This is a genomic window from Staphylococcus lugdunensis (genome assembly GCF_002901705.1).
Classification (GTDB): Bacteria; Bacillota; Bacilli; order Staphylococcales; family Staphylococcaceae; genus Staphylococcus; species Staphylococcus lugdunensis.
The window spans coordinates 785,532-807,632 of record NZ_PPPV01000012.1; the positions used below are offsets into that span (position 1 = coordinate 785,532).

The window sequence follows — 22,101 nt, forward strand, 5'->3', positions numbered from 1 at the left end:
CAAAGTAAAATCTTTGATAGCTGGTTTTTTGTTTGCATTTATTTTTTAAGGTAAACTAAGACTAAAAATGACATAAGGAGAAGATAATAATGACTTTCCCTATTATTATTGATACGGACCCTGGTATTGATGATGCAGCAGCAATTAGTATTGCTTTAAATCATCCCTACATAGACGTAAAAATGATTTCAACCGTGAATGGTAATGTCGACATTGAGAATACAACACGTAATGCGCTTAAATTAAAATCCTTTTTTAATAGTAACGTACCCGTACATCGTGGTGCTGCTCATCCATTAATTAATGATTTATATGACGCACGAGAAGTCCATGGTGAATCAGGTATGGCAGGGTATGATTTCCCTCCAATAACCACTGCTGATTTAGCTTCTACTAAAGCTGTAGAAGCTATAAAAGATGTACTTATAGAAAGTATAGAACCCGTGATCATTATTGCTTTAGGACCACTAACAAATATCGCTTTATTATTAGCAACCTACCCAGAAACCGCACACTATATTAAGGAAATTATTTTTATGGGTGGTAGTCTAGGTCGAGGAAATGTAACTCCCCTAGTTGAATTTAATATGTATTGTGACCCAGAAGCAGCCAATATTGTAGTAAACTCTGGTGTCCCGTTAACGATGGTCGGATTGGATTTAGCAAGACAATCTCCCTTGCCCCATTCAGTAGTTAAACAGCTAAAACAAATAAATCAAACTGGAACAATGCTCTATCATTTATTTCAGCATTATCGCACTGAAAACATTGAACACGGTTTAAATGTCTATGATGTCTTTACAATTCTATATCTTTTAAATCCCAATCAATATCTTACTGTATCAGCAAGACTACAAATTGAGCTCAATGGTAAATATACAAAGGGTGCTACAGTAGTTGATATTAAGTCTAACAATCCGAATTGTACGGTCGTAACATCATCACAATCTAATCAGTATTTAGAAAGTTTCTTGTCTTCATTAGCATATTGTAAATAAGCATAACAATCAGTCTGAGACATTCATGTAACGATTTAAAATGACATTATGAAAAGCCCTATATGCTTTTCATAATGTCATTAATGTGGTCAGAGATATCATTTGTAGGCTATTAAGACTGAAGTTTCTATTTGGTAACTTATGTAGAGGCAGGTTATTGTTTTTATACATAAGTCCTCTCATTTAGAGAAATTTATTAAATAATGTGAAAGGTTCTTATTTTTTAAAAATCATTTTAGTGTAAATTCATATATAAACGCGCAGTATTGAATATAAAAGAAGTACAAAGACGATTTTTAATGTCAAATCATCTTTGTGCTATTACTTTGAGATTGATGTCCCAGCCTGGTTATTTTTAATAGAACTTTTTACCATATACATTAATATCATAGTTTTGTTTTAAGATATTTTGGAATATATGCGTAATTTTATATTCGTTATTAGTAGTATTGGAGAGTATCTTGTTTGTCCCTAAAACCACTGTATATTTGCCATTAGAAAAACCAGTAAAATTTTGACCATTAAACATACCACTGACTCTATTATATTTAGGGAACGTATAAAAGCCATAGCGATAATTAGTTGGATAGCGTTTGGTACCAAATTCATGAATGAACGGATTAGTTACTGATTGATCAAAAATTTTATTATTAATTAATTTTTCTAGTAAAACACCCATATCTTTAGTCGTCATGAATAAATTACCGGCACCATAATATTCTTGTAGTGTATTCGGCTTGGCACTTATTAAATTATTATTTTTGTAATAGTAGCCTATCGCCATATGTTGTTGAAATGGCTTTTCATTGAAAAATGCTGAGTTATTAAGTTTTAATGGTTTACCTAAGCGTTCATAATAATTTTGCGCGTATGGTTTGTGTGTTACCTCTTCTATAACTTTAGCTAACACAAGATAATTGCCGTCATTATATAAATGTTTATGATAGCCATTAGGGTCCATACCTTTTTCTTGTATAGCATGCACAGCATCATCCAAAGTTTCATAAGACGGAGATGCTTGGAATTTATATAATCCACTTTTATGTAGTTCTAAATCTTTTAACGTTATCTTTTTTGATGTTTTAAACCAAGGTAAATATTTAGACACTGGTGCATTAATATTAATTTTATGCTCAAGTTCAAGTTGTTTAAGCATTAAACCAGTGGTGAATTTTTGAGCCGAACCTATCAAATACATTGTATTAGGTGAACTTTTGATCTTATGTTCAAAATCTTGATAACCATAGCCTTTGTTCATAACTAATTTACCATCTTTAAAAACCGCAATTGTTCCATTAAATTTTTGCTTTTTAAGATATTTATTTATTTCTTGATATTGCTTGCCTTTAGCTTCTATTGTCTTTAAATTGGCAACATCTTTTACACTTTTATTTCTTTTTGCTATGTAATCCTCATTCGAGTCGGCACTATCTTCTTTATTCGTTGATATCTTTATTTGAGATTTATTGCCCGTGTCATCATTCCACATTTGATGAAATGAAAATACTAAAATTCCTAGCAATACAAATGGTATAACAATAATGCCTATTAACTTTTTATTTATATTCATGCGCTTTGGTCCTCACAAAAATTTTCTTGTTTACACATCGTGTAATACATTTAGTTGCAATTCGTTAGTTAACTTTTTTATATTATAAGTTATTTATTCAGCGATTGCACTAAGTTTATCTTATGCCATTCTACTAAAAATTCATCCTACTAAGGTCGTAGGATGTCTGATATAACAGTTTTGTTATACGGTTGACTATTTAGTTTTCATCGGAAATATTGTTTTAACTTTGTAAAAACTTTGTTAAGATAAGTATTGTAATTTAGTCTATAAAGTTATAAAATTGAGGGCTATAATGACAATTTAAAGTGGTCATCCACTATTTTTAATTCGTAGGAGCACAATATATGAACAAAATCCTGAAATACTTTATGATATTATTAACTTTCGCTTTAATTGCTGTGCCTGCAATTTTCGCTTACCAACTATTTAAAAGTTCTGAAAGTGCATTTCAAACATCGTATAGTAAAAATGATGCACAACGTCAATCTAACTTACGTGAAGGAAAAGTTGACCCATCTAAAGATGCAGTTTCAATTCTATTCTTAGGTATAGACGATAATGACAGTAGACGTAAAAACGGTCAGTCAACTGAACATTCACGTACTGATGCAATGATCCTATCAACATTTAGCCCTAAGAAAGAACAAATTAGATTGCTAAGTATTCCACGTGATACAATCAGTTACATACCAAAAGTAGGCTATTATGATAAAATCACACACGCGCATGCTTATGGTGGCCCTATAGCTGCAATGGATTCTGTAGAAGCAACTTTAAATGTACCAGTAGATTTTTATGTGCGCATAAATATGGAAGCCTTTGTACAAGCAGTGGATGAACTTGGTGGAATCTATTATGATGTACCCTATAATTTAAGTGAACCGAACAAAGAAGATTCAGGTAAAATAAAAATTAAAAAAGGTTATCAAAAATTAAACGGTGATCAAGCACTAGCCGTTGCCAGAACACGTCATCATGATTCAGACTTAAAACGTGGTGAGCGTCAAATGGAATTAATAAAATTACTATTTAAAAAAGCCAAAGAAATGGATTCTTACGATAAATTAGACAACCTCATAGAGATTGCTGGCAAAAATGCCAAACATAATTTAACTACAAAACAAATTGAGGCTTTAGCATCACGATACCTTTCTGATGATGTTGATTTTAAAACTTCGCAACTTAAAGGTAGCGATGACTATCTAAATGGAATTTATTATTACAATCCTAGTGTGAAAAGCATTCAAAAATATTCAAATATTTTGCGTTCTGACTTAGGTCTATCTAAAATTACAGATAAAGATGATTTCTTAGACGAACGCGTAATCAAACACTATGGTTCTCTCGTTCCATTAACCGAATTAGAAGAAAGCTTATTGCGTAAAAATCAAAAAGACAGCACAGCTTCAAATGATGATAAGGAGTCATCGAACCAAGATAATTCAGCTAATCAAACTAACAATCAACAAAATGGAAATACTGGTAACACTCAATACAACAATGATGTGAATAATCAAAGTCAAACTAATTCAGCACAAACGTATTAATATGGAGAGGAGTTCATTAAATGTCTCGTAAAACTTACGAAAAAATTGCCAATATTAATGGAATGTTTAATATGTTAGAACAACAAATTATCCATAGTAAAGATATGGCTTTGTTTAGAAATGAATTCTTTTATGTCAATCACGAACATCGCGAAAACTATGAGGCTTTACTCGTCTATTATAGTCACAGCGCTGAGAACCCGGTTGTCGATGGTGCCTGCTATATACTTGCATTACCAGAAATATTTGATAAAGTAGATGTCTTCGAATCAGATTTACCCTTTTCTTGGGTCTACGACGAAAATGGTATTACTGAAACAATGAAAAACTTAAGTATTCCATTACAATATCTTGTAGCAGCTGCACTAGAAGTAACAGATGTTACCATCTTTAGACCTTCTGGTTTCACAATGGGAATGAATAATTGGAATATTGCCCAAATGAGAATTTTTTGGCAATATACAGCTATTATTAGAAAAGAAGCAATTTAATACACACATATATGAATCTGAGACAGTATTCCTAGAAAAATTAAGTTGCGGAATATCATTCACTTAGTTAAGATCCTAAACATAATCATTATGTCTTAGGATCTTCTTTATTTATATAAAGAAGATAGCGGGACAGTATTCATTATGAATTCGTAGTCCCACCTCCACAAGGTTGACTAGGATTGAAAAAAGCTTGTAATAAATGCATTTTCAATCCAGTCAACCAATATAAACATGTTATCTGGCAGAAACAGTTGCACACATACAAAATGGCATTGTAAGTATCACATCGTTTTTTCGCCAAAAATAGGCGTATCCACATTTGTTGGATAATTAAAAGGTAAAAGCAGTTTAATGATATTCGATAGACAAGCAAATTTGATATTTAGATTAGTCATATAAGCAAAGGGGTAATATTTTATGCATAAAGGAGAGATAAGATGATATTTAAAATTGTAACAAATAAAGCAATGCTGACTGATTGCTTTAACATACGTAAGACCGTATTTGTAGAAGAACAAGGTGTTCCTTTAGCGCATGAACTAGATGCGTTTGAAGACGATTGCACACATGTCATTGGTTATGATCATCAAGGTAAACCCATTGCCTGTGGACGGTTTAGAAACGACAATACTTCCGTTAAAGTTGAACGCATTGCGGTCATTAAATCATATCGCAGAACGGGTGTAGGTAAGAAATTGATGCTAGCTATCGAACAATTTATCCATGAACAAGGATATAGCTATGTGACATTACATGCGCAAATACATGCCAAACCTTTTTATAAGTTATTAGGCTATTCCACAGTAGGTCAACCCTTTATGGAAGAACAAATTGAGCATATCAAAATGGAAAAATATCTTTATTAATATTACGTTTCGATTACAGGAACATCTAAATTATGACATATCTGCTTTTTCTCACATAAATAGTATTAACTTTGAAACATTGCTACAACGCATTGTAAGTCATTTAATCATTTCTTTTTAAAAAGTAAAATTAAACTTAGTTTACAAAATCGTTAAATTAATCTTTTTTATAAGGAGAAGCCTTATAATGAAATTGTATTTAACAATTATTAAGGAGTACGAAATATGACGAAAAAATTCAATCTTAAATTGCCGTCAATGCTTGCATTATCGCTTTTTGGAGCAACATTAACTGCACAACATGCTCACGCAGCTGAGTCAACAACAGATCAATCTACAAACAAAAATGTGATTGATCAACAAAATGATGTCGTTAAAGCAAACAAGGCAAAAAAAGCTGTATCTAACGCAGCTCAAAATGTATCAGGCGTTCAAGCCTATCATAATCCTTCATTAGTTAAATCATCAGATACAACGTCAGGTCAAACATATGATGCTAAATTAGATACGTTAACTGACCAAACTCATGCACAGACGTCTCAGCAACAAAATGCAAAAAATCAACAACAAACTAAAACAGCGTCTCAACAACAAACTGAACAAGCAAAACAACAAGCTGCCACAACTACAGCACGTCAAGATGCTCAAACATATAACCAAAATGCTGCACAAAGTAACAAAACAAAACAGCAAGCTAATGCAAATGTGTCTACAACGACAAAGCAACAAGCTACACAAGCAGCAAATACATCACTAAAATCACAAAACAATGTTGAGACAACAAATCAAAAAGCAGTATCTACTCAAAATACTGCACAAAAACAGTCTAATAGCGTTACTACTTATCAAGGACGCGTTGGCGGTATGGGCTCAAGTGCAACTAAAGCTCAAACAGCTAAATCAACATCTGGCTTTACTGGATTTAGAAAAGCTGTAAGTACATATAAAGCAACATCATCATTACCTAAATATAAGCCACAAGTTAATTCTTCAATTAATGATTACATACGTAAAAATAATATACAAGCACCTAAAATTGAAGAAGATTATACATCTTATTTCCCTAAATATGGCTATAGAAATGGTGTTGGAAAACCTGAAGGTATTGTGGTGCATGATACAGCAAACGATAATTCTACTATCGATGGTGAAATTGCTTTCATGAAACGTAACTACAACTCTGCATTTGTACATGCGTTTGTAGACGGTAATCGAATTGTTGAAACAGCACCTACAGATTACCTTTCTTGGGGAGCAGGCCCAAATGCTAACAATCGATTTATTAATGTCGAAATTGTGCATACGCATGACTATGCTTCATTTGCGCGTTCGATGAACAACTATGCTGATTATGCAGCAACACAACTTCAATATTATGGTTTAAAACCTGATAGTGCTGAAAATGATGGTAATGGTACGGTATGGACACATTATGCTGTAAGTCATTGGCTAGGTGGCACAGACCATACTGACCCACATGCATATTTACAGTCTCATGGTTATAGTTATGCGGAACTATATGACTTGATTAATGAAAAATATCTTATTAAAACAGGGCAAGTTGCACCTTGGGGCACATCAAGCTCAACAGATCCATCGAAACCATCAACACCTACAAATCCAGGAAAACTTAAAGTAAGTACGAACTCTGGTGTGGCGCAAATTAAACCATCAAATAGTGGTTTATTTGTCACTGTTTATGATAAAACAGGCAAGAAAACAAACCAAGTACAAAAAACGTTATCAGTTACTAAACAAGCTACTCTAGGTAATGATAAATTTTACTTAGTTAATGATTACAATACTGGTAAAACATTTGGTTGGGTAAAACAAGGTGACGTGGTTTATAACACAGCAAAATCCCCTGTTAAAGTTAATCAATCATACAGTGTTAAACCAGGCACAAAATTTTACACTGTTCCTTGGGGTACGCCAAGTCAAGTAGCTGGAACAGTTTCAGGTTCAAGCAACCAAACATTTAAAGCAACAAAATCACAAATGATTAGTACAGCTACTTATTTATACGGTACAGTGAATGGTAAATCTGGCTGGATTAGTAAAGCATATTTATCTGCTATAAACAATGATTCATCATCGACAAAACCATCAACAGATAATTCTAAAAAATTAAATGTTTCAAATTTAACCAATACGCTAGGTCAAGTATCAACAGATACTAAAGGCGCCTATACAACAGTATATGATAAAACAGTTAAAGAAAATCCATTATTAAGTGGAAGAACTTTCTCAATCAATAAAAAAGCGACATTAAATAATAAAACTTATTATTTATTAGCAGATTTTAACGGTAATGTTACACGTGGCTGGGTACCAGCAGATCAAGTGACTATTGCTCAAAGCACACCAACAAAAGTTAAGAAACAATACAATGTTAAAGGTAACGCCAATATTTATTACGTTCCTTGGAGCAAAGACAACCAAGTTGTTGCTAAAACGCCTAAAAATGGCGGTCAGTTTAATTCAATTGACCAATTAACAGTTGGTAAAGAAACATACCTACATGGTTCAATCAATCATCAATGGGGCTGGATTAAACAAAGCGATGTTGCTACACCTGCTAAATCAGCTGTGCGTACATTAGCTGTTAAAACAACACCAACAACAAAAGTAACAACGGCTTCAACAACACAAAAAGCTGCTTCAGCTGTACAAACCGTGAATAAGATTGGCCAAGTTAAAGTAAATAATTCAGGCATACGCACAAGCGTTTATGATAAAGCTGGTAAAAATGCTGCTAAATATGGCAATCGAACATTCACTATCACTAAACAGCGTACAGTTGGCAATAATACTTATGTACTATTAACAAATCATAATCAAAATACCCCTATCGGTTGGTATAACATTAAAGATGTTAATATTAAAAATTATGGAACTGAAAATAGAGTTACAAATCAATATCGCGTTAACAGTAAAAACCAAGGTTTATATTCAATCCCTTGGGGTACAACGCAACAACAATTGGAACAAGCAAATTCATTAGCACAACGTACATTTAAAGCGACAAAATCAGTCACAATCGATGGCGTTAAGTATTTATATGGTAGTGTTAATAACAAGCTAGGTTGGATTGCAGAAAAAGATTTAACATCATTATCTTCAAACACAGCATATAATTATACGTTTGTTATTAATAATAAGGATAGCTATTTCTATGACGATTTAAGCTTGAAAACAAAGCATTTATTAAGCCCTTATTATGAACAAACATTCATTGTCGCAAAATACCAAGTGGTGAATGGTGTGAAATGGTATTACGGACAATTTAGCGACGGTCAATTTGCTTGGATAAATGAAAATGACTTGTCACAAGAATTGATTAAATATTCAGCAACAGGTATGACTTTAGATGCCGCAGCACAATTACAAATGTCATTACCTTACCCGCCACAATCTTATGTTGGTCCATCAAAATGGCGTAATGCTACACTCGCAGAAGTTAAAAGTGCGATGGACACATCAAAATTTGTTAATGATTCGGTTCAAAAATATCAATTTTTACAATTAGATCAACCACAGTACTTATCGGTTGCTAGTTTGAATAATTTATTAAAAGGTTGCGGTGTATTAGAGAATCAAGGTCAAGCATTCAGCCAAGCTGCTAAACAATATGGCTTAAATGAAATTTATTTAATTTCACATGCTTTACTTGAAACAGGACGTGGTCAATCACAATTAGCTAAAGGTGCTAATATTGTCAATGGTAAGTTAAGCACAACAACCGCAATTAAATACCATAACGTCTTTGGTATTGGAGCATACGATAGCAATCCTGTTTTTGATGGTATAACTTATGCTAAAAAAGCTGGATGGGACTCTGTAGAAAAAGCAATTGTTGGTGGCGCTCAATTTATTGGACAATCTTATGTTAAAGCTGGACAAAACACACTTTATAAAATGAGATGGAATCCTGAAAATCCAGGTAAACACCAATATGCTACGGGTGTCACTTGGGCAAGCGTCAATGCACAAAATATGAAAAATTTCTACGATACAATTCACGAATCTGGTAAATATTTCGATGTTCCAACTTATAAATAATATTTAAAGCAAACAGTGATACTTCATATACACATAAAAGTATCACTGTTTGTTTCTTCAATGTAAAAATCACAAAAACGAGTTGATAAGACCTCACAGTCTTATCAACTCGTTCTGCATATAACATGATTATTAGAATTATAAATAAATATGTCTACTGTTTAATTTATTAAGTAATTGTGTTAAGCTTTCAACCTCTTCCTCTGTTAAGCATTGGCAACGCGCTTCAATTAATTCGCATCGTGCCGTATTGATTTGTTTAATTAAATCACGTGCTTCATTTGTTAAGGTTAATTCTTTACAACGTAAGTCTTCATGTGACTGTTGACTCATAATATACCCTTTTGACACTAATTTTTTTATCCATCGCGATACAATAGACTGTTCTCTACTTATCTTCATCGTTAAATCATACTGCGATAAACGGTCATAATTGTATAAAATACGTAATAATTCTAATTGGTCGGCCGTAATATCTGTTCTTTGGCCAAATCGTCTGTTCACTAAGTTCAAGTCGTTGTTGGTAAGTGTAATAAGATTTTCTAGTTGTTTGTACATTGTTGTTCTACTCCACTATTATTTAATTGATAATATTATAAGATTTATTGGAAAAATATACAATACTATTCGACAAAATGATTAAATTCGTTGCATTTCTGTCATTAAATATAATAAATTAGATACAGTTAACATATAAAAGGAGTTATAACATAAATGTCCACATTAAAAGAGAGAGACTACTTTTTTGATAATGCACGTGCCATATTAATCTTTCTTGTCGTGTTGGGACATTTATTAGTGTCTTATACGTCTGAAGATAAATATTTGTCCGCATTGTATTTATTAATCTATAGTTTCCATATGCCAACTTTTCTTTTTATTTCTGGGTATTTTGCCAAAAATATTGAGCAACCCAACTATTTAGAAAAAGTAGCCAAAAAACTAATTGTTCCTTACGCTTTATTCTTTGCTTTTTTCTCAATTTATTATTATTTAACTGGTAAAGAAGATGCCATTCATTTAGATCCATTTAATCCTGTTTTTGCGCTATGGTTTCTATTAACACTATTTTTCTTTCATGTCATTCTAGTCATCGTTAAAAATTACAAACCAGTATATGTGCTAACTATTTCATTAGTTGTATCTTTATTAGCTGGTTATTCTAATAATATTGGTGAATATTTAAGTATTTCAAGAACGATTGTATTCTTTCCAATTTTTTATTTAGGATACTTAATGACTAAGAAAAATACTAAATTATTAAGAAATAAAAAGTTAATACCGATATCTATAATTATTTTATGTTTGTTCTTTGTAGGCTATGTACTTCATCCTATTAACGCCGATTGGTTATTAGGCAGCAGCGCATATACATCTGTAGGTGAGCATCCAAATGACGTTTACAGTCCACTTAAACGATTGTTATTGTATGTGATTATCTTAACTACGATGTTGTCATTTTTAATTTTAGTACCAAAACATAATGTCAAACTCACATATATCGGTAGACGCACGATGCAAGTGTATCTATTACATGGCTTAGTTATTGGGGTTGTACGTGGTTATAAACTATTCCCATTCCAAGAACCTGTTAACATATATACGTATCTTTATTTATTTGGCTTGTCTGCAATCATCGTCTTAGTGTTATCCAGCAAACCCATATGCAAATTTGTGAATCCATTAATTCATTTAAAAAAACCTTCAGCTTTTAAAGATTAATTGTGAAAATTTAAAATATTAAGTAAATTGCCAAATTATAGTCTTTATCTATGGTATGATAGAAATAATTTAAACTATCATTCGCATAGCAACTATAATTTGGTTTTTTTAGAGGTGTAAATATGAAGTTATCATTAAATTCAAATTCTACCTATTTGCGAGCGCCCAGCATACGACAATTTTCAAATCGTATGAAAGATATTGATGATTGCGTGAATTTGACTATAGGTCAACCTGACTTCCCAATGCCGGATAGTGTGAAACAAGCTTATATTAAGGCAATTGAATTAGACCATACTAGCTATTCACATAACAAAGGGTTATTAGAAGCACGTAAGGTAATTAGTCAGTATTTCAACGATAAATATCATTTTATTTATAATCCAGAAGAAGAAATTATTATTACAAATGGTGCAAGTGAAGCGCTTGATACATCCTTGCGCAGCATCATCGAACCTGGAGATGAAGTATTAATTCCTGGTCCTATCTATGCTGGATACATTCCTTTAGTTGAAACATTAGGAGGTGTTCCAGTTTATATCGACACAACTAAAAGTCAGTTTAAGGTTACACCCGAACAAATAGAAGCACATATTACGGATAAAACAAAGGTCATTTTATTAAATTATCCGACTAACCCTACTGGCGTTATTTTAAGTCGAGATGAAGTGTACGCACTTGTTAATACGTTGAAAAAATATCCTATTTTCATCATAAGTGATGAAATCTATGCTGAAAATACATTTAAAGGATATCACACGTCTTTTGCTGAATTTGAAGCAATTAGAAATCAATTATTATTAATCGGAGGTCTTAGCAAATCCCATTCTGCTACTGGTATTAGAATTGGTTTTTTGCTTGGCCCTGCTTACTTAATTGAAAAATTGACGTTTATGCACGCCTATAATTGTATTTGCGCTAATGTTCCGTCACAATATGCTTGTATAGCTGCGTTAAACGAAGGGTTAAAAGCCCCTCAATATATGAATGAAGCTTATATCACACGTCGTGATTATTTACTTAAATCATTGACTGAGATGGGATTTGAGTTGAATGCTCAACCTGAAGGCGCATTTTACATTTTCCCAAGTATTAAAGCATTCACTGATGATGATTTTAATTTTTGTGTACGCTTGTTAGAGGAAGCACACGTCGCAATCGTGCCGGGTTCATCTTTTACAGATATAGGCAAAGGCCATATACGTATTTCTTATGCATACGATATGCCTGTGTTACAAGAAGGCATGCGTCGATTAAAACAATTTTTAACAAATAATTATAATTGAGTATATAAAAGTTAAAAGGACACTTAATAAGCAATGTTAGACGTACCATACTAATTAGTCTAAACAATACACTTTAAGTGTCCTTTAATCGTCATTAATTTATATATACATTAAATTTCTTATGGGAATTTAGGAAATTGATCGAAATCTGGGTCACGTTTTTCTTTAAACGCGTCACGACCTTCTTTCGCTTCATCAGTTGTGTAATAAAGTAATGTAGCATCCCCAGCCATTTGTTGTAAACCAGCTAAGCCATCAGTATCTGCATTCATTGCAGCTTTTAAGAAACGCAAAGCTGTTGGTGAGTGTTTCATAATTTCTTTACACCATTGAACCGTTTCATCCTCAACTTGGTCTAAAGGCACAACTGTGTTAACTAAGCCCATGTCTAATGCTTCTTGAGCATTATATTGACGACATAAGTACCAAATTTCACGTGCTTTTTTATGTCCAACGATTCTTGCTAAGTAACCTGAGCCATAACCAGCATCAAATGAACCTACTTTAGGTCCTGTTTGTCCAAAGATGGCATTATCAGCTGCGATTGTTAAATCACAAACCACATTTAACACGTTACCTCCACCAATAGCATAACCTCTAACCATTGCAATGACTGGTTTAGGAATGACACGAATTAAACGTTGCAAATCTAACACATTTAAACGAGGGATTTGGTCTTCACCTACATAACCACCATGTCCACGTTTCTTTTGGTCACCACCTGAACAAAAGGCTTTATCACCTTCACCAGTTAAGATGATAACTGAAATATTTTGATCATCACGCGCGCGACTAAATGCATCAATCATTTCAGCAACTGTTTTAGGCGTAAAAGCATTACGCACTTCTGGTCTATTAATTGTTACCTTAGCAATTCCTTCGAAAAATTCATATTTAATTTCATCATATTCTCTAAGTGTTTCCCACTGTCTAGTCATTTTGCTCCTCCTTTAAAAAAGCTAGTACTATTGTACCAAATTCTGTTTTATCTTCCACATGAATTGTATGCCCAACATTAGGCACGATAGCTTGTTGACTAGTACCCATTAAATCAGTCATTTGTCTAGCAATATTAACAAATTTAACATCTAGCTCCCCTGCCATAATCAACGTAGGCATATGTAAACTGCTAATCGCTTCCCATAAATTAAGCATCTTTCCAGTGCCATAATCTCTTAAAGCCTGAGCGAGTCGCGTTGGATTTTGATCCAATCTTAAATGACGTATATTTTGTCGCACTGATCTGTCTAAGTCACGCTGAGTATAAAATAATGGTAATTTCTCCCAGTCATTTACAAACACCTCTAGACCCGCAATATCTAACACTTTAGCACGTGCAGCATCTATTTGTTGGCGTTCTAAACGTTCATCGGCTTGATGTATGCCTGGTGATGTACTTTCAAGTATCAATCCCGATAATCTACATTGTCCATATAACGCATAATAAAGCGCGACACGCCCACCCATGGAATAGCCAAGCAAATATACCTTCTTATCACTAAAATGCGCTAAAACCTCGTCTATGGCTTGTGTAATGAAAGAAAAATCCCATGTCAGTTTACTATTACTTGTATCGTTCCCATGTCCTGGTAAATCAATCGTCACAACATTCACTTCTGAAGTAAACATTTCAATGTATGGATCAAACGTGCGACTATCGCTAATAAAGCCATGAAGTAATACGATTAATTGCTCTGAAGATTGCTTTGCTTGATAAAAATTATAATGTAACATCTTTTAATTCACTCAACCTTTGATACAGCTTCTGATGCTGCTGTCTATTATCTTCACGTTCAGTTTGAATTTCATAGATTGTGCGCGAGTGCTGATTTAATGATTGTGATTGGAAATCTCGCACTGAATTAAAGCGTTCAAACTGAAAGTCATAAAGTTGTGCAGTATATGAAAAATCTAATCCCGTTGGCGTACCAAATAATCGTTCAAAATAGTGAGCTGCACTTTCCTTTTGTGGTAAAAATGAAAAGATGCCGCCACCATTATTATTAATTATGACAATATTAAGATGAATATCATTCAATTTTGCCATCAATAAACCATTCATATCATGATAAAATGCTAAATCTCCAATCAATAATGTAACATGTTGGTGAACTGCCATACCTAGTGCAGTAGAAATAACACCATCAATACCGTTAGCACCTCGATTTGCATATACTTCCGCTTCGCAATTGAAAAGTAAATTATCCACATCTCTAATCGGCATACTGTTACTCACAAAAAGTTTATCTTTATGAGTCAATTTATTTAGTAATTCATATACATATGCCGTATCATCCGTTGCTTGCATAACATGGTCAACAATATGTTCACGGGCTTGCTGTTCAAGCTGTTGCCATTGTTTTAACCAAGTACTTCGATCAACCCATTCTGCTTGTTGACACATCGCAAAAAAGTCATTTGCAGACATTTCAATAGCTTGATTAGGTACTTTTGGATAGACGTCAATTTGATCATTATTTTGAACTAAAATTTGCTGAGCCTTCGTGCTTTGTAACCATTGATTTAACTTTTTAGATATAACTGGTTTTCCTACTCGAATAACAAAATCTACATCAGGTTCAAACCCTGACCTAAATAACAAATCATACGTCGTTATTACATTGGGATGATGGTATTGACGTAGCTGACTAATTGGATCGGCCAGAACTGGAATATCATAACGTTCTGCATATGTTAATATTGCATTTACTTTTTGATGCTGCATATCACCAACAATAATAAGTCCTTTTAATTGTTGTAACATAGGTTGTAATGATTGAATATCCATCGTCTTAGTATAATGTGGTAAAGCTTTATCTTCAGAAGTTAAATATTCTGTACATTCTAAATTAGGTGTCAACGGCTCTCGAAATGGCAAGTTAAAATGTATTGGCCCTCTATGTGGTCCATATAAATAATTACTTGCTATTTGCATTTGATAATGTACTGTATCAAGTGTAAATGCTGTATCATCTGCAACTGGCATGTCAAATTGATATTTAACATAATTGTTAAACATTTGTGCTTGATTAATAGCCTGCGGTGCACCCACACTCCTTAATTCATGTGGTCGATCACTCGTTAACACAATCAATGGTAAACGACTAATTTGACTCTCTGCAATTGCTGGTGTGTAATTTGCTGCTGCTGTTCCAGAAGTACATAGTATAGCTACTGGTCTTTCACTACCTTTTATTAAACCTAAAGCAAAAAAGGCAGCACTACGTTCATCGGGATGTATCCAAGTTTTGATATCTGGATGAGCTTCAAAAGCAATTGCTAACGGCGTTGACCTTGATCCCGGACTAATCACTACTTCTCTCACACCATAAGCGTATAGTTCAGACGCAAACGTAAACTCTTGTAATGTTAGTGCTTCTCTATGATTCATTCTTATTCACAACTCCTAATGCATTCATCATCGGTAAGAATTTAACTGCCGTTTCAGCCACTTCACTATCAGGATTAGATTCTTTAACAATGCCACAACCAGCAAATAAAGTAGCTTGATTTTGTTTCACAAGCATTGATCGAATGGCAACTATAAATTCGCAATCATTATATACATCAATAAAGCCAACCGGTGAACCATAAAGTCCTCGCGTACCAAACTCTTTTTGCTCTATATAGCGTAAAGCTTCTTCCTTAGGATATCCTCCTAATGCTGGAGTAGGATGCATAAAGTCAATTAAATCACTGTAAGGTTTATCATTTAATTTGCCTGTAATTTGAGTATATAAATGATATAAGTGGTCATTTTTTAAAATATTAGGTGTTTTGTTATAATCCACCTGCGTTACATATGGTTCAATATCATTTAAAATGCTATTAACAACAAAACGATGTTCATCTAAATTTTTACGATCATTTAAAAATGCTTCAACATTTGCTTTATCTTCTGCTTCTTCATGTGTACGTTTAATCGTTCCGGCAACTGCTTTAGTTGATAAAACATGATTCTCAACTTTAAATAATTGTTCCGGCGTTTGTGAAATGAAAATGGATTCATTAGACTCGATAAGAAAAATATAACTATTTCTTTCATTAGCCATTGCACGCTCAAGCACATGCGCAATATTAATGTTATTAGCAAATTTCACTAGTCTCCGTCGTGCTAAAACAATTTTTTTGTGCGCATCTATGTAGTCAATGGTCTCTTGAACCAAGTCCCGCCATTCATCTTTATAAATATCTTCCATTTTAGTAACATTTAAAATTTCATCATCGTCTAAAGTGATATCTGCATGTTCAAAATAATCAATGATCTCTTTGAAACGGGACATATCGAAAGATAGCCGTTTTGTCGTATAAGTTAGTACAGTACCTTCTTCATCCCTTGAAATTAACACTTCAGGGACTATAAAATGATTAATACTAAACTCGCGCCATTCATCATCTGACTTATGACTGGAAAATTGAAATCCACCGCAAATCCTTAAATGATGTTTATCCGTTTCTGGATAAATCAACTCAATATCATGTTTGAATTTTTCCCATTCTCGAAATATATTCTGTTTATTATCAAAGTTATTTTGAAATTTTTGAATTGCATGATAGCCGAAAAACGAAGACTTATTATCATTTAAACGTAAGTAAAAACGATCTCCCGCTTGTGCTTCAGTTAGTTGAAGTAATTCACTTGGATTAAGCTCACGATGTAACTTTGTCTCTACTGACACCCAATCTTTATTACTCGAATATAACACATGATTAATCTCGTCTTCTAAAAGATTCGCAGCCATTCATTTCACTTCTTTCATATCTATATTTATTCATTACATTATTGTATCATTTTTAAAGTTACCTGTATGGCTAATTGCTTAAATAAACATATCATTTTCTCCGTTAATTGACCTTTATGTACGATTCCTTTAAAATATCTATAATAAAATAAATCTTTTTAAGAGGTATCATCTATTATGTCAAATAAATATTCTCAATACTCAACTGTCAATAAATATTGGCAGCTTATGCGACCTCATACTCTAACAGCGGCAGTAGTTCCTGTATTAGTTGGGAGTGCTGCTTCGAAACTTTTTCTATTAGGTAGCAAAGACCAATTTAAATTTAGTTTATTTTTAGCTATGTTACTAGCTTGTTTATTAATACAAGCAGCTACAAACATGTTTAACGAATACTATGATTTCAAAAAAGGTTTAGATGACCACAATTCTGTAGGTATTGGAGGCGCTATTGTTCGCAATGGTATGAGTCCGAAATCCGTCATGCAACTTGCGGTTGCATTTTATATTATTGCGGCATTACTCGGTATATTCTTAGCTGTACAAAGTTCCTTCTGGATTATTCCTGTCGGCTTAGTTTGTATGACAGTAGGCTATTTATATACTGGAGGTCCAATACCGATTTCTTGGACACCATTAGGAGAATTGTTTTCAGGTATATTTATGGGTATGATTATCATTTTATTATCATTTTTTATCCAAACAGGTAATATACAAGGCTATGCTGTTTGGGTGAGTATACCTATAGTTATAACAATAGGACTTATTAATATGGCAAACAATATACGTGATCGAGTAAAAGATAAAGAAAGCGGACGTAAAACTTTGCCAATTTTACTAGGTAAAAAAGCATCCATCACACTCATGGCCATTTTATATGTCATTGCATATCTTATTGTGTTTTATACTGCTCTATTTAAACCACAAGGCTCATTACTTTATCTATTACCCATTTTATCTTTCCCTATGCCAGTCAAAGCTGTACGTCGTTTTAATAAAAACGATACACCTGAAACTATGATGCCAGCTATGGTAGCTACTGGCAAAGCCAATACATTTTTCGGTGTACTGTATGCAATAGCTATCTATTTAAGTGCTTTAGGCGGTGCGTTATAAACAATAAATCATGTAAGCTTTATAAGGCGAGTATTAAAGTCGATGTAGACTAAATACCCGTCTTTTTATTATTTTTTAATTCATATAACAATAATTAAAAACCACACATTCTTTTATTAAAAATAAAAGGAAATAGTTTTAAAGTTTACTGCTCAACTCAAACATGTAAGCTTTATTTTTATGCTAAATGGGTATAAACATGTATAGACTAATTCAAATTAGAGGAGTAAATACATGAAAAACTTTCTAAAACGTGTAATAAAAGCGATTATCACAGGTTATATTATTAAATTTATTAAAGATAAAATTGACAGTAAATCATCCAAACAACAACAATAACTTATAGTTGCATTTTTATAACACCATCTCATAAGATGATTTCAACTCTTATGTTAACTTATAGGTAGAAGTGCAACTTTTTTCAGAATATTGTTGAAATATTGCTGTCAATCAAATTTTAGGAGGAACACATATGAAAAAGTTCTTTGGAATTTTACTTGCAAGTACACTCGTACTAGGCGCTTGTGGTCATGCCGAAAAGACAGAGAAAGAAAGTGCAGATAAACGCAATGATAAAAAAGAGATTAAAGATAAGCATCGAGATAAAGACGTAGATAAACAATTGGATGGAAAAAAATCTGATAAAAAGAACAAATAAAGTTAGGTAGTGAATTTTTAAAAGTCACAAACAAAACCCCATTAAATCACGTGAATTAAACGTTGATTTAATGGGGTTAATGATATTACGGAAACGGAGGGTGTTTTAAAATACTATAACACCAGTCATTATAAGCTATAGGGAACGTAACGGGGACGTTCCTTGTTTTGTATAAAAAACTACGCTCAAATGAGTGCGGTTTTACCTTCTCTTTTCTATGATTTTCTTCCCCATTTATTAACAATAAAAAATATTATAATAGTGGTTGTTGCTGTTAGCGTAGAAGATAAAAATGAATTACCTGATATATAAGTCAATAATATACAAATATCCTTTCTCACTGCAACAAAGAACATATCTCAGCGTAAAAACATCACTTAAAATGTCACTTAGTTACAACTTTGATTTACTTATCCTCTTTTTTGTTTTGTTCTTTCTTTATTTCAGATACAGGTTTCGGATTTTTTATAAATAATTTATCTAATTTGTCAGAACATGCTATATCTCCATCAAATTGAAAATCATCTAAAGATCTTATACCCACACTAAATGATAAATCTTTATCATTATTGATATAACCATCAATGTCATAGCCATCCATTGGATTCTTTTTCATTTCTATAAATTCGATATTTTTGAAATTTTTGACATTATATTTCATATACAAAATTATTCTTTCTTTTTGTTCGTTATAATATTGTTGTTCTTTTTCTTTTTTTTCATCATATTTCGTTTTAAAATAGACGCTTCCTACGATTAATATTATACTAATTAATATAATAACTGTTAAAAATATTTTTTTATTCAAAAAATCAATCCTTTTGAGGTGAATTTATGACTGATTTACATAATAAAGATAACACATATTATCAACTTTCTGGTAATAGTTATAAATCAAATATTACAAATCGAAAAACAACTAAAATTAAAAAAGATGATAGTGTTCTAAATTTTAAAATCCAAGCTTCGCGCATCGATAAAGCGAATGGATTTCAAGCGATGGCTCTATCGCCTATAGATAGTAACGGCAAAGTAGATAATGATACGGTTTACATGGTTTATGCGGGTACTGAACCTAAAGAACCTGCCGATATAGGGACGGATGTTAAACTTGGATTATCTGGAATCTTCGATGATCAAATTAAAACTAACCCCAAAGATGTCAAATTTTATGATGAATATCAAGATTTATCCAAAAAAACCATTCGTCATGAATTTCCCGATAATATGGTTAGTGGTTTAGTAGGTTTTTTAGGTCACGGTGGAGTTAAAAGTGGTGTAGTCGCGAAAGGGAAATTTAATATAATGACATATGTAGGGTGGCAATAGACATGAATTCAATTGCATTTATAATCCTACTTTTAATATCAATGTATAGTTCTGTTTATTTAACTAAATATTTAAAAGAAAAGAATAAAATTAATAATTTTTCATCCGAATTGATAGTAGTTACTATATTAGGTGGGGTTATTACTTTAATTTTGTTTCTGTTATACACTTTTATTTTCATATATTTGAAATGAGGATTATGTTATACTTATATTAGAGAGGGAAGCAAACCCCTCAATTGTTTAGTACTCAAAAGCTAGCTCAATTTGTAGAATGACCAAGTTTACTTTAATTGAGCATTTAATGCTTTTGGGTGCTTTTATTTTTTCTTCATTCACTCACCTCATATATATTATGTCTTTTGGCATAATTATTTTGAGACAAAAAAACACACCAATTAAGACACGATTAAAACGCTTGATTCAGTTCGTCTATAACTTATTTTTCTAGTTTATAAGATGTCTACGCATTATTTTCTGATTCTTCTGCGAAAAACTGTAACTTTAATTTCAACATGTTGGTCTTCTTAGTTTGCATATTTTACACCTCATATATTTACTCTTGATTAGTTTTAAGTCATGCATGGTTCGGACTTAACACTTGCACCTTTTAACGCCATAAGCATGGTTTGGGCATAAAAAATAACCTTTCGAAAAGATTAAAAAATCGTATAAAAATAGCACCACTTTCTATTTATCTGTGTAGAAAGGATGCTATTATAACATTAATTTTATTTCTTTAATCTCTGATTCATCAATAGAGTAAAAACCTAAATCTGTTGCTAAATCCATGCAATAGTTTCCAGTATCACTTTCTAATGGATTTTCATAATCAATCACAAAACCTTTAAATTTTTCCTTGTTATTAAGTATGACAATAACATTTTTACGATATACATCTTTGATTAACATTTTAATTCTCCTTACTTATGAAAGGTACTATATGAGAACCTGTTTTTGAATAATGAACTTTGCCGAATGATGTCTCAATATATTTTCCTTCTACAAAAGCTTTTCCTATAATTTTTTCGAAATCAATAATTTCTTTACGACTAAAACCACCTTTATTAACTAGAATTTTTCCAGTTGTCGAGTATATTTTTAATAATCTATTTAACTCATTATTAGAAAGTATAGTGTAGCTAGGTAATTTCTCATTGTTTTTTAATGCAAACTTTTTATTCTCCAAATACAATTTATTATTTAAAGAATGCCTATTTTGTTTTTCCACATTTAATTCTACTTTTATTCTACCATCATTTATCATTTGTATCATTTCTTTTTTGGCTTTATCTTGTGATTTTTCATATTGACTAGTATGTTTTTCTTTATCTTCTACTTTATATTTACTTTTACTTTCTTTAAAGAATTGATCTCGCCAATTACCAACATTCGGAACAGTTGTACTTCTACACCATGGGTGCATAGGAGGTGCATTAATACCTGGAACCATATCTTTAACTTTAAAAACTTTACCATTTAATGAGTGACATATTTTAGATGTCTTATTATCTATTTTAGCTACATATTTGTACTCTCCATCTTCACCTAATTCTTTTAAATAAGTTAACTTTTGCGATTCTGATTGTACTCTTGCAGATTCAGTAATTAATAAACATTTAGATTAATCCACACCATTAAACTATATCTATATAAAAACCCCATTAAATCACGTGAATTAAACGTTGATTTAATGGGGTTAATGATAT

19 protein-coding genes and 2 pseudogenes are annotated in these 22,101 nt (G+C 32.3%); 12 read left to right on the forward strand and 9 right to left on the reverse strand.

The window, feature by feature from the left end:
* The first annotated feature begins 89 nt into the window (after window positions 1–89).
* The gene (gene rihC, locus CD041_RS04465; protein WP_062077471.1) at window positions 90–998 is read left to right on the forward strand and encodes a ribonucleoside hydrolase RihC; all 909 of its coding nucleotides are present in this window, start codon (window positions 90–92) and stop codon (window positions 996–998) included.
* A 355-nt stretch (window positions 999–1,353) separates the two neighbouring features.
* Here the strand turns inward: rihC and CD041_RS04470 are convergent, their stop codons facing one another.
* Window positions 1,354–2,568 (reverse strand): serine hydrolase domain-containing protein, encoded by a 1,215-nt coding sequence (locus CD041_RS04470; RefSeq protein WP_002459463.1) that lies wholly within the window; start codon window positions 2,566–2,568, stop codon window positions 1,354–1,356.
* 347 nt (window positions 2,569–2,915) lie between these two features.
* Here CD041_RS04470 and CD041_RS04475 point away from each other — a divergent pair, with 347 nt between their 5' ends.
* The 5 genes and pseudogenes from CD041_RS04475 (at window position 2,916) to CD041_RS04495 (ending at window position 9,540) form a co-directional block, all read left to right on the forward strand.
* Entirely contained in the window at window positions 2,916–4,118 is a 1,203-nt protein-coding gene (locus CD041_RS04475; RefSeq protein ID WP_070647952.1) for an LCP family protein, read from the forward strand.
* A gap of 20 nt (window positions 4,119–4,138) precedes the next feature.
* Window positions 4,139–4,609 carry a DUF2538 family protein gene (locus tag CD041_RS04480; protein WP_002459465.1) on the forward strand — a complete coding sequence of 157 codons (471 nt, stop codon included), beginning with the start codon at window positions 4,139–4,141 and terminating at the stop codon, window positions 4,607–4,609.
* Between the two features lie 234 nt (window positions 4,610–4,843).
* Window positions 4,844–4,939, forward strand: a pseudogene (locus tag CD041_RS12295) (IS200/IS605-like element IS200H family transposase); the annotation flags it as partial.
* 110 nt (window positions 4,940–5,049) lie between these two features.
* Window positions 5,050–5,478 (forward strand): GNAT family N-acetyltransferase, encoded by a 429-nt coding sequence (locus CD041_RS04490; protein ID WP_002478389.1) that lies wholly within the window; start codon window positions 5,050–5,052, stop codon window positions 5,476–5,478.
* Between the two features lie 225 nt (window positions 5,479–5,703).
* The gene (locus CD041_RS04495) at window positions 5,704–9,540 is read left to right on the forward strand and encodes a GW dipeptide domain-containing protein (RefSeq protein WP_080606602.1); all 3,837 of its coding nucleotides are present in this window, start codon (window positions 5,704–5,706) and stop codon (window positions 9,538–9,540) included.
* A 138-nt stretch (window positions 9,541–9,678) separates the two neighbouring features.
* Here CD041_RS04495 and CD041_RS04500 read toward each other — a convergent pair whose 3' ends face one another.
* Window positions 9,679–10,098 (reverse strand): MarR family transcriptional regulator, encoded by a 420-nt coding sequence (locus CD041_RS04500; protein ID WP_002459468.1) that lies wholly within the window; start codon window positions 10,096–10,098, stop codon window positions 9,679–9,681.
* A gap of 156 nt (window positions 10,099–10,254) precedes the next feature.
* On the opposite strand from CD041_RS04500, the gene CD041_RS04505 reads away from it, so the two are divergent.
* Together CD041_RS04505 and CD041_RS04510 are read left to right on the forward strand one after the other, a co-directional pair.
* Entirely contained in the window at window positions 10,255–11,262 is a 1,008-nt protein-coding gene (locus tag CD041_RS04505; protein ID WP_002478392.1) for an acyltransferase family protein, read from the forward strand.
* A 122-nt stretch (window positions 11,263–11,384) separates the two neighbouring features.
* The gene (locus CD041_RS04510) at window positions 11,385–12,548 is read left to right on the forward strand and encodes an aminotransferase class I/II-fold pyridoxal phosphate-dependent enzyme (protein ID WP_080606603.1); all 1,164 of its coding nucleotides are present in this window, start codon (window positions 11,385–11,387) and stop codon (window positions 12,546–12,548) included.
* A 119-nt stretch (window positions 12,549–12,667) separates the two neighbouring features.
* On the opposite strand, the gene menB is transcribed toward CD041_RS04510, so the two are convergent.
* The 4 genes from menB to CD041_RS04530 are packed head-to-tail and all read right to left on the reverse strand — an operon-like array spanning window position 12,668 to window position 17,290.
* Window positions 12,668–13,486, reverse strand: a complete 819-nt coding sequence (gene menB / locus CD041_RS04515) for a 1,4-dihydroxy-2-naphthoyl-CoA synthase (protein WP_002459471.1) — start codon at window positions 13,484–13,486, stop codon at window positions 12,668–12,670.
* Window positions 13,479–14,282: a 2-succinyl-6-hydroxy-2,4-cyclohexadiene-1-carboxylate synthase gene (gene menH / locus CD041_RS04520; protein ID WP_070647949.1), complete on the reverse strand. Its 804-nt coding sequence runs from the start codon at window positions 14,280–14,282 to the stop codon at window positions 13,479–13,481. Before menH ends, menB begins: the two co-directional genes overlap by 8 nt.
* The gene (gene menD / locus CD041_RS04525) at window positions 14,269–15,939 is read right to left on the reverse strand and encodes a 2-succinyl-5-enolpyruvyl-6-hydroxy-3-cyclohexene-1-carboxylic-acid synthase (RefSeq protein ID WP_103284506.1); all 1,671 of its coding nucleotides are present in this window, start codon (window positions 15,937–15,939) and stop codon (window positions 14,269–14,271) included. The genes menH and menD overlap by 14 nt, the downstream gene beginning before the upstream one ends.
* The gene (locus CD041_RS04530) at window positions 15,929–17,290 is read right to left on the reverse strand and encodes an isochorismate synthase (RefSeq protein ID WP_002492681.1); all 1,362 of its coding nucleotides are present in this window, start codon (window positions 17,288–17,290) and stop codon (window positions 15,929–15,931) included. Before CD041_RS04530 ends, menD begins: the two co-directional genes overlap by 11 nt.
* A 177-nt stretch (window positions 17,291–17,467) precedes the next feature.
* Here CD041_RS04530 and CD041_RS04535 point away from each other — a divergent pair, with 177 nt between their 5' ends.
* The 3 genes from CD041_RS04535 to CD041_RS04540 all read left to right on the forward strand — a co-directional run bounded on the left by CD041_RS04535 (window position 17,468) and on the right by CD041_RS04540 (window position 19,064).
* Complete coding sequence (locus tag CD041_RS04535) at window positions 17,468–18,406, forward strand: 1,4-dihydroxy-2-naphthoate polyprenyltransferase (RefSeq protein ID WP_070647947.1); 939 nt, start codon at window positions 17,468–17,470, stop codon at window positions 18,404–18,406.
* Window positions 18,407–18,640: 234 nt separating this feature from the next.
* Complete coding sequence (locus CD041_RS12300) at window positions 18,641–18,745, forward strand: SAR1012 family small protein (RefSeq protein WP_002478399.1); 105 nt, start codon at window positions 18,641–18,643, stop codon at window positions 18,743–18,745.
* Between the two features lie 133 nt (window positions 18,746–18,878).
* Window positions 18,879–19,064 carry a hypothetical protein gene (locus tag CD041_RS04540; RefSeq protein WP_002459476.1) on the forward strand — a complete coding sequence of 62 codons (186 nt, stop codon included), beginning with the start codon at window positions 18,879–18,881 and terminating at the stop codon, window positions 19,062–19,064.
* 406 nt (window positions 19,065–19,470) lie between these two features.
* Here CD041_RS04540 and CD041_RS04545 read toward each other — a convergent pair whose 3' ends face one another.
* Window positions 19,471–19,872: a DUF1433 domain-containing protein gene (locus CD041_RS04545; RefSeq protein WP_070647946.1), complete on the reverse strand. Its 402-nt coding sequence runs from the start codon at window positions 19,870–19,872 to the stop codon at window positions 19,471–19,473.
* Window positions 19,873–19,898: 26 nt separating this feature from the next.
* Here CD041_RS04545 and CD041_RS04550 point away from each other — a divergent pair, with 26 nt between their 5' ends.
* A complete protein-coding gene (locus tag CD041_RS04550) occupies window positions 19,899–20,393 on the forward strand; it encodes a hypothetical protein (protein WP_070647945.1) in 495 nt (164 codons plus the stop codon).
* A 716-nt stretch (window positions 20,394–21,109) separates the two neighbouring features.
* On the opposite strand, the gene CD041_RS04560 is transcribed toward CD041_RS04550, so the two are convergent.
* Window positions 21,110–21,304 (reverse strand): hypothetical protein, encoded by a 195-nt coding sequence (locus CD041_RS04560; protein ID WP_002459479.1) that lies wholly within the window; start codon window positions 21,302–21,304, stop codon window positions 21,110–21,112.
* Window position 21,305: 1 nt separating this feature from the next.
* Window positions 21,306–22,007 (reverse strand): annotated as a pseudogene (locus CD041_RS04565) (polymorphic toxin type 50 domain-containing protein); the annotation flags it as partial.
* Between the last annotated feature and the right edge of the window lie 94 nt (window positions 22,008–22,101).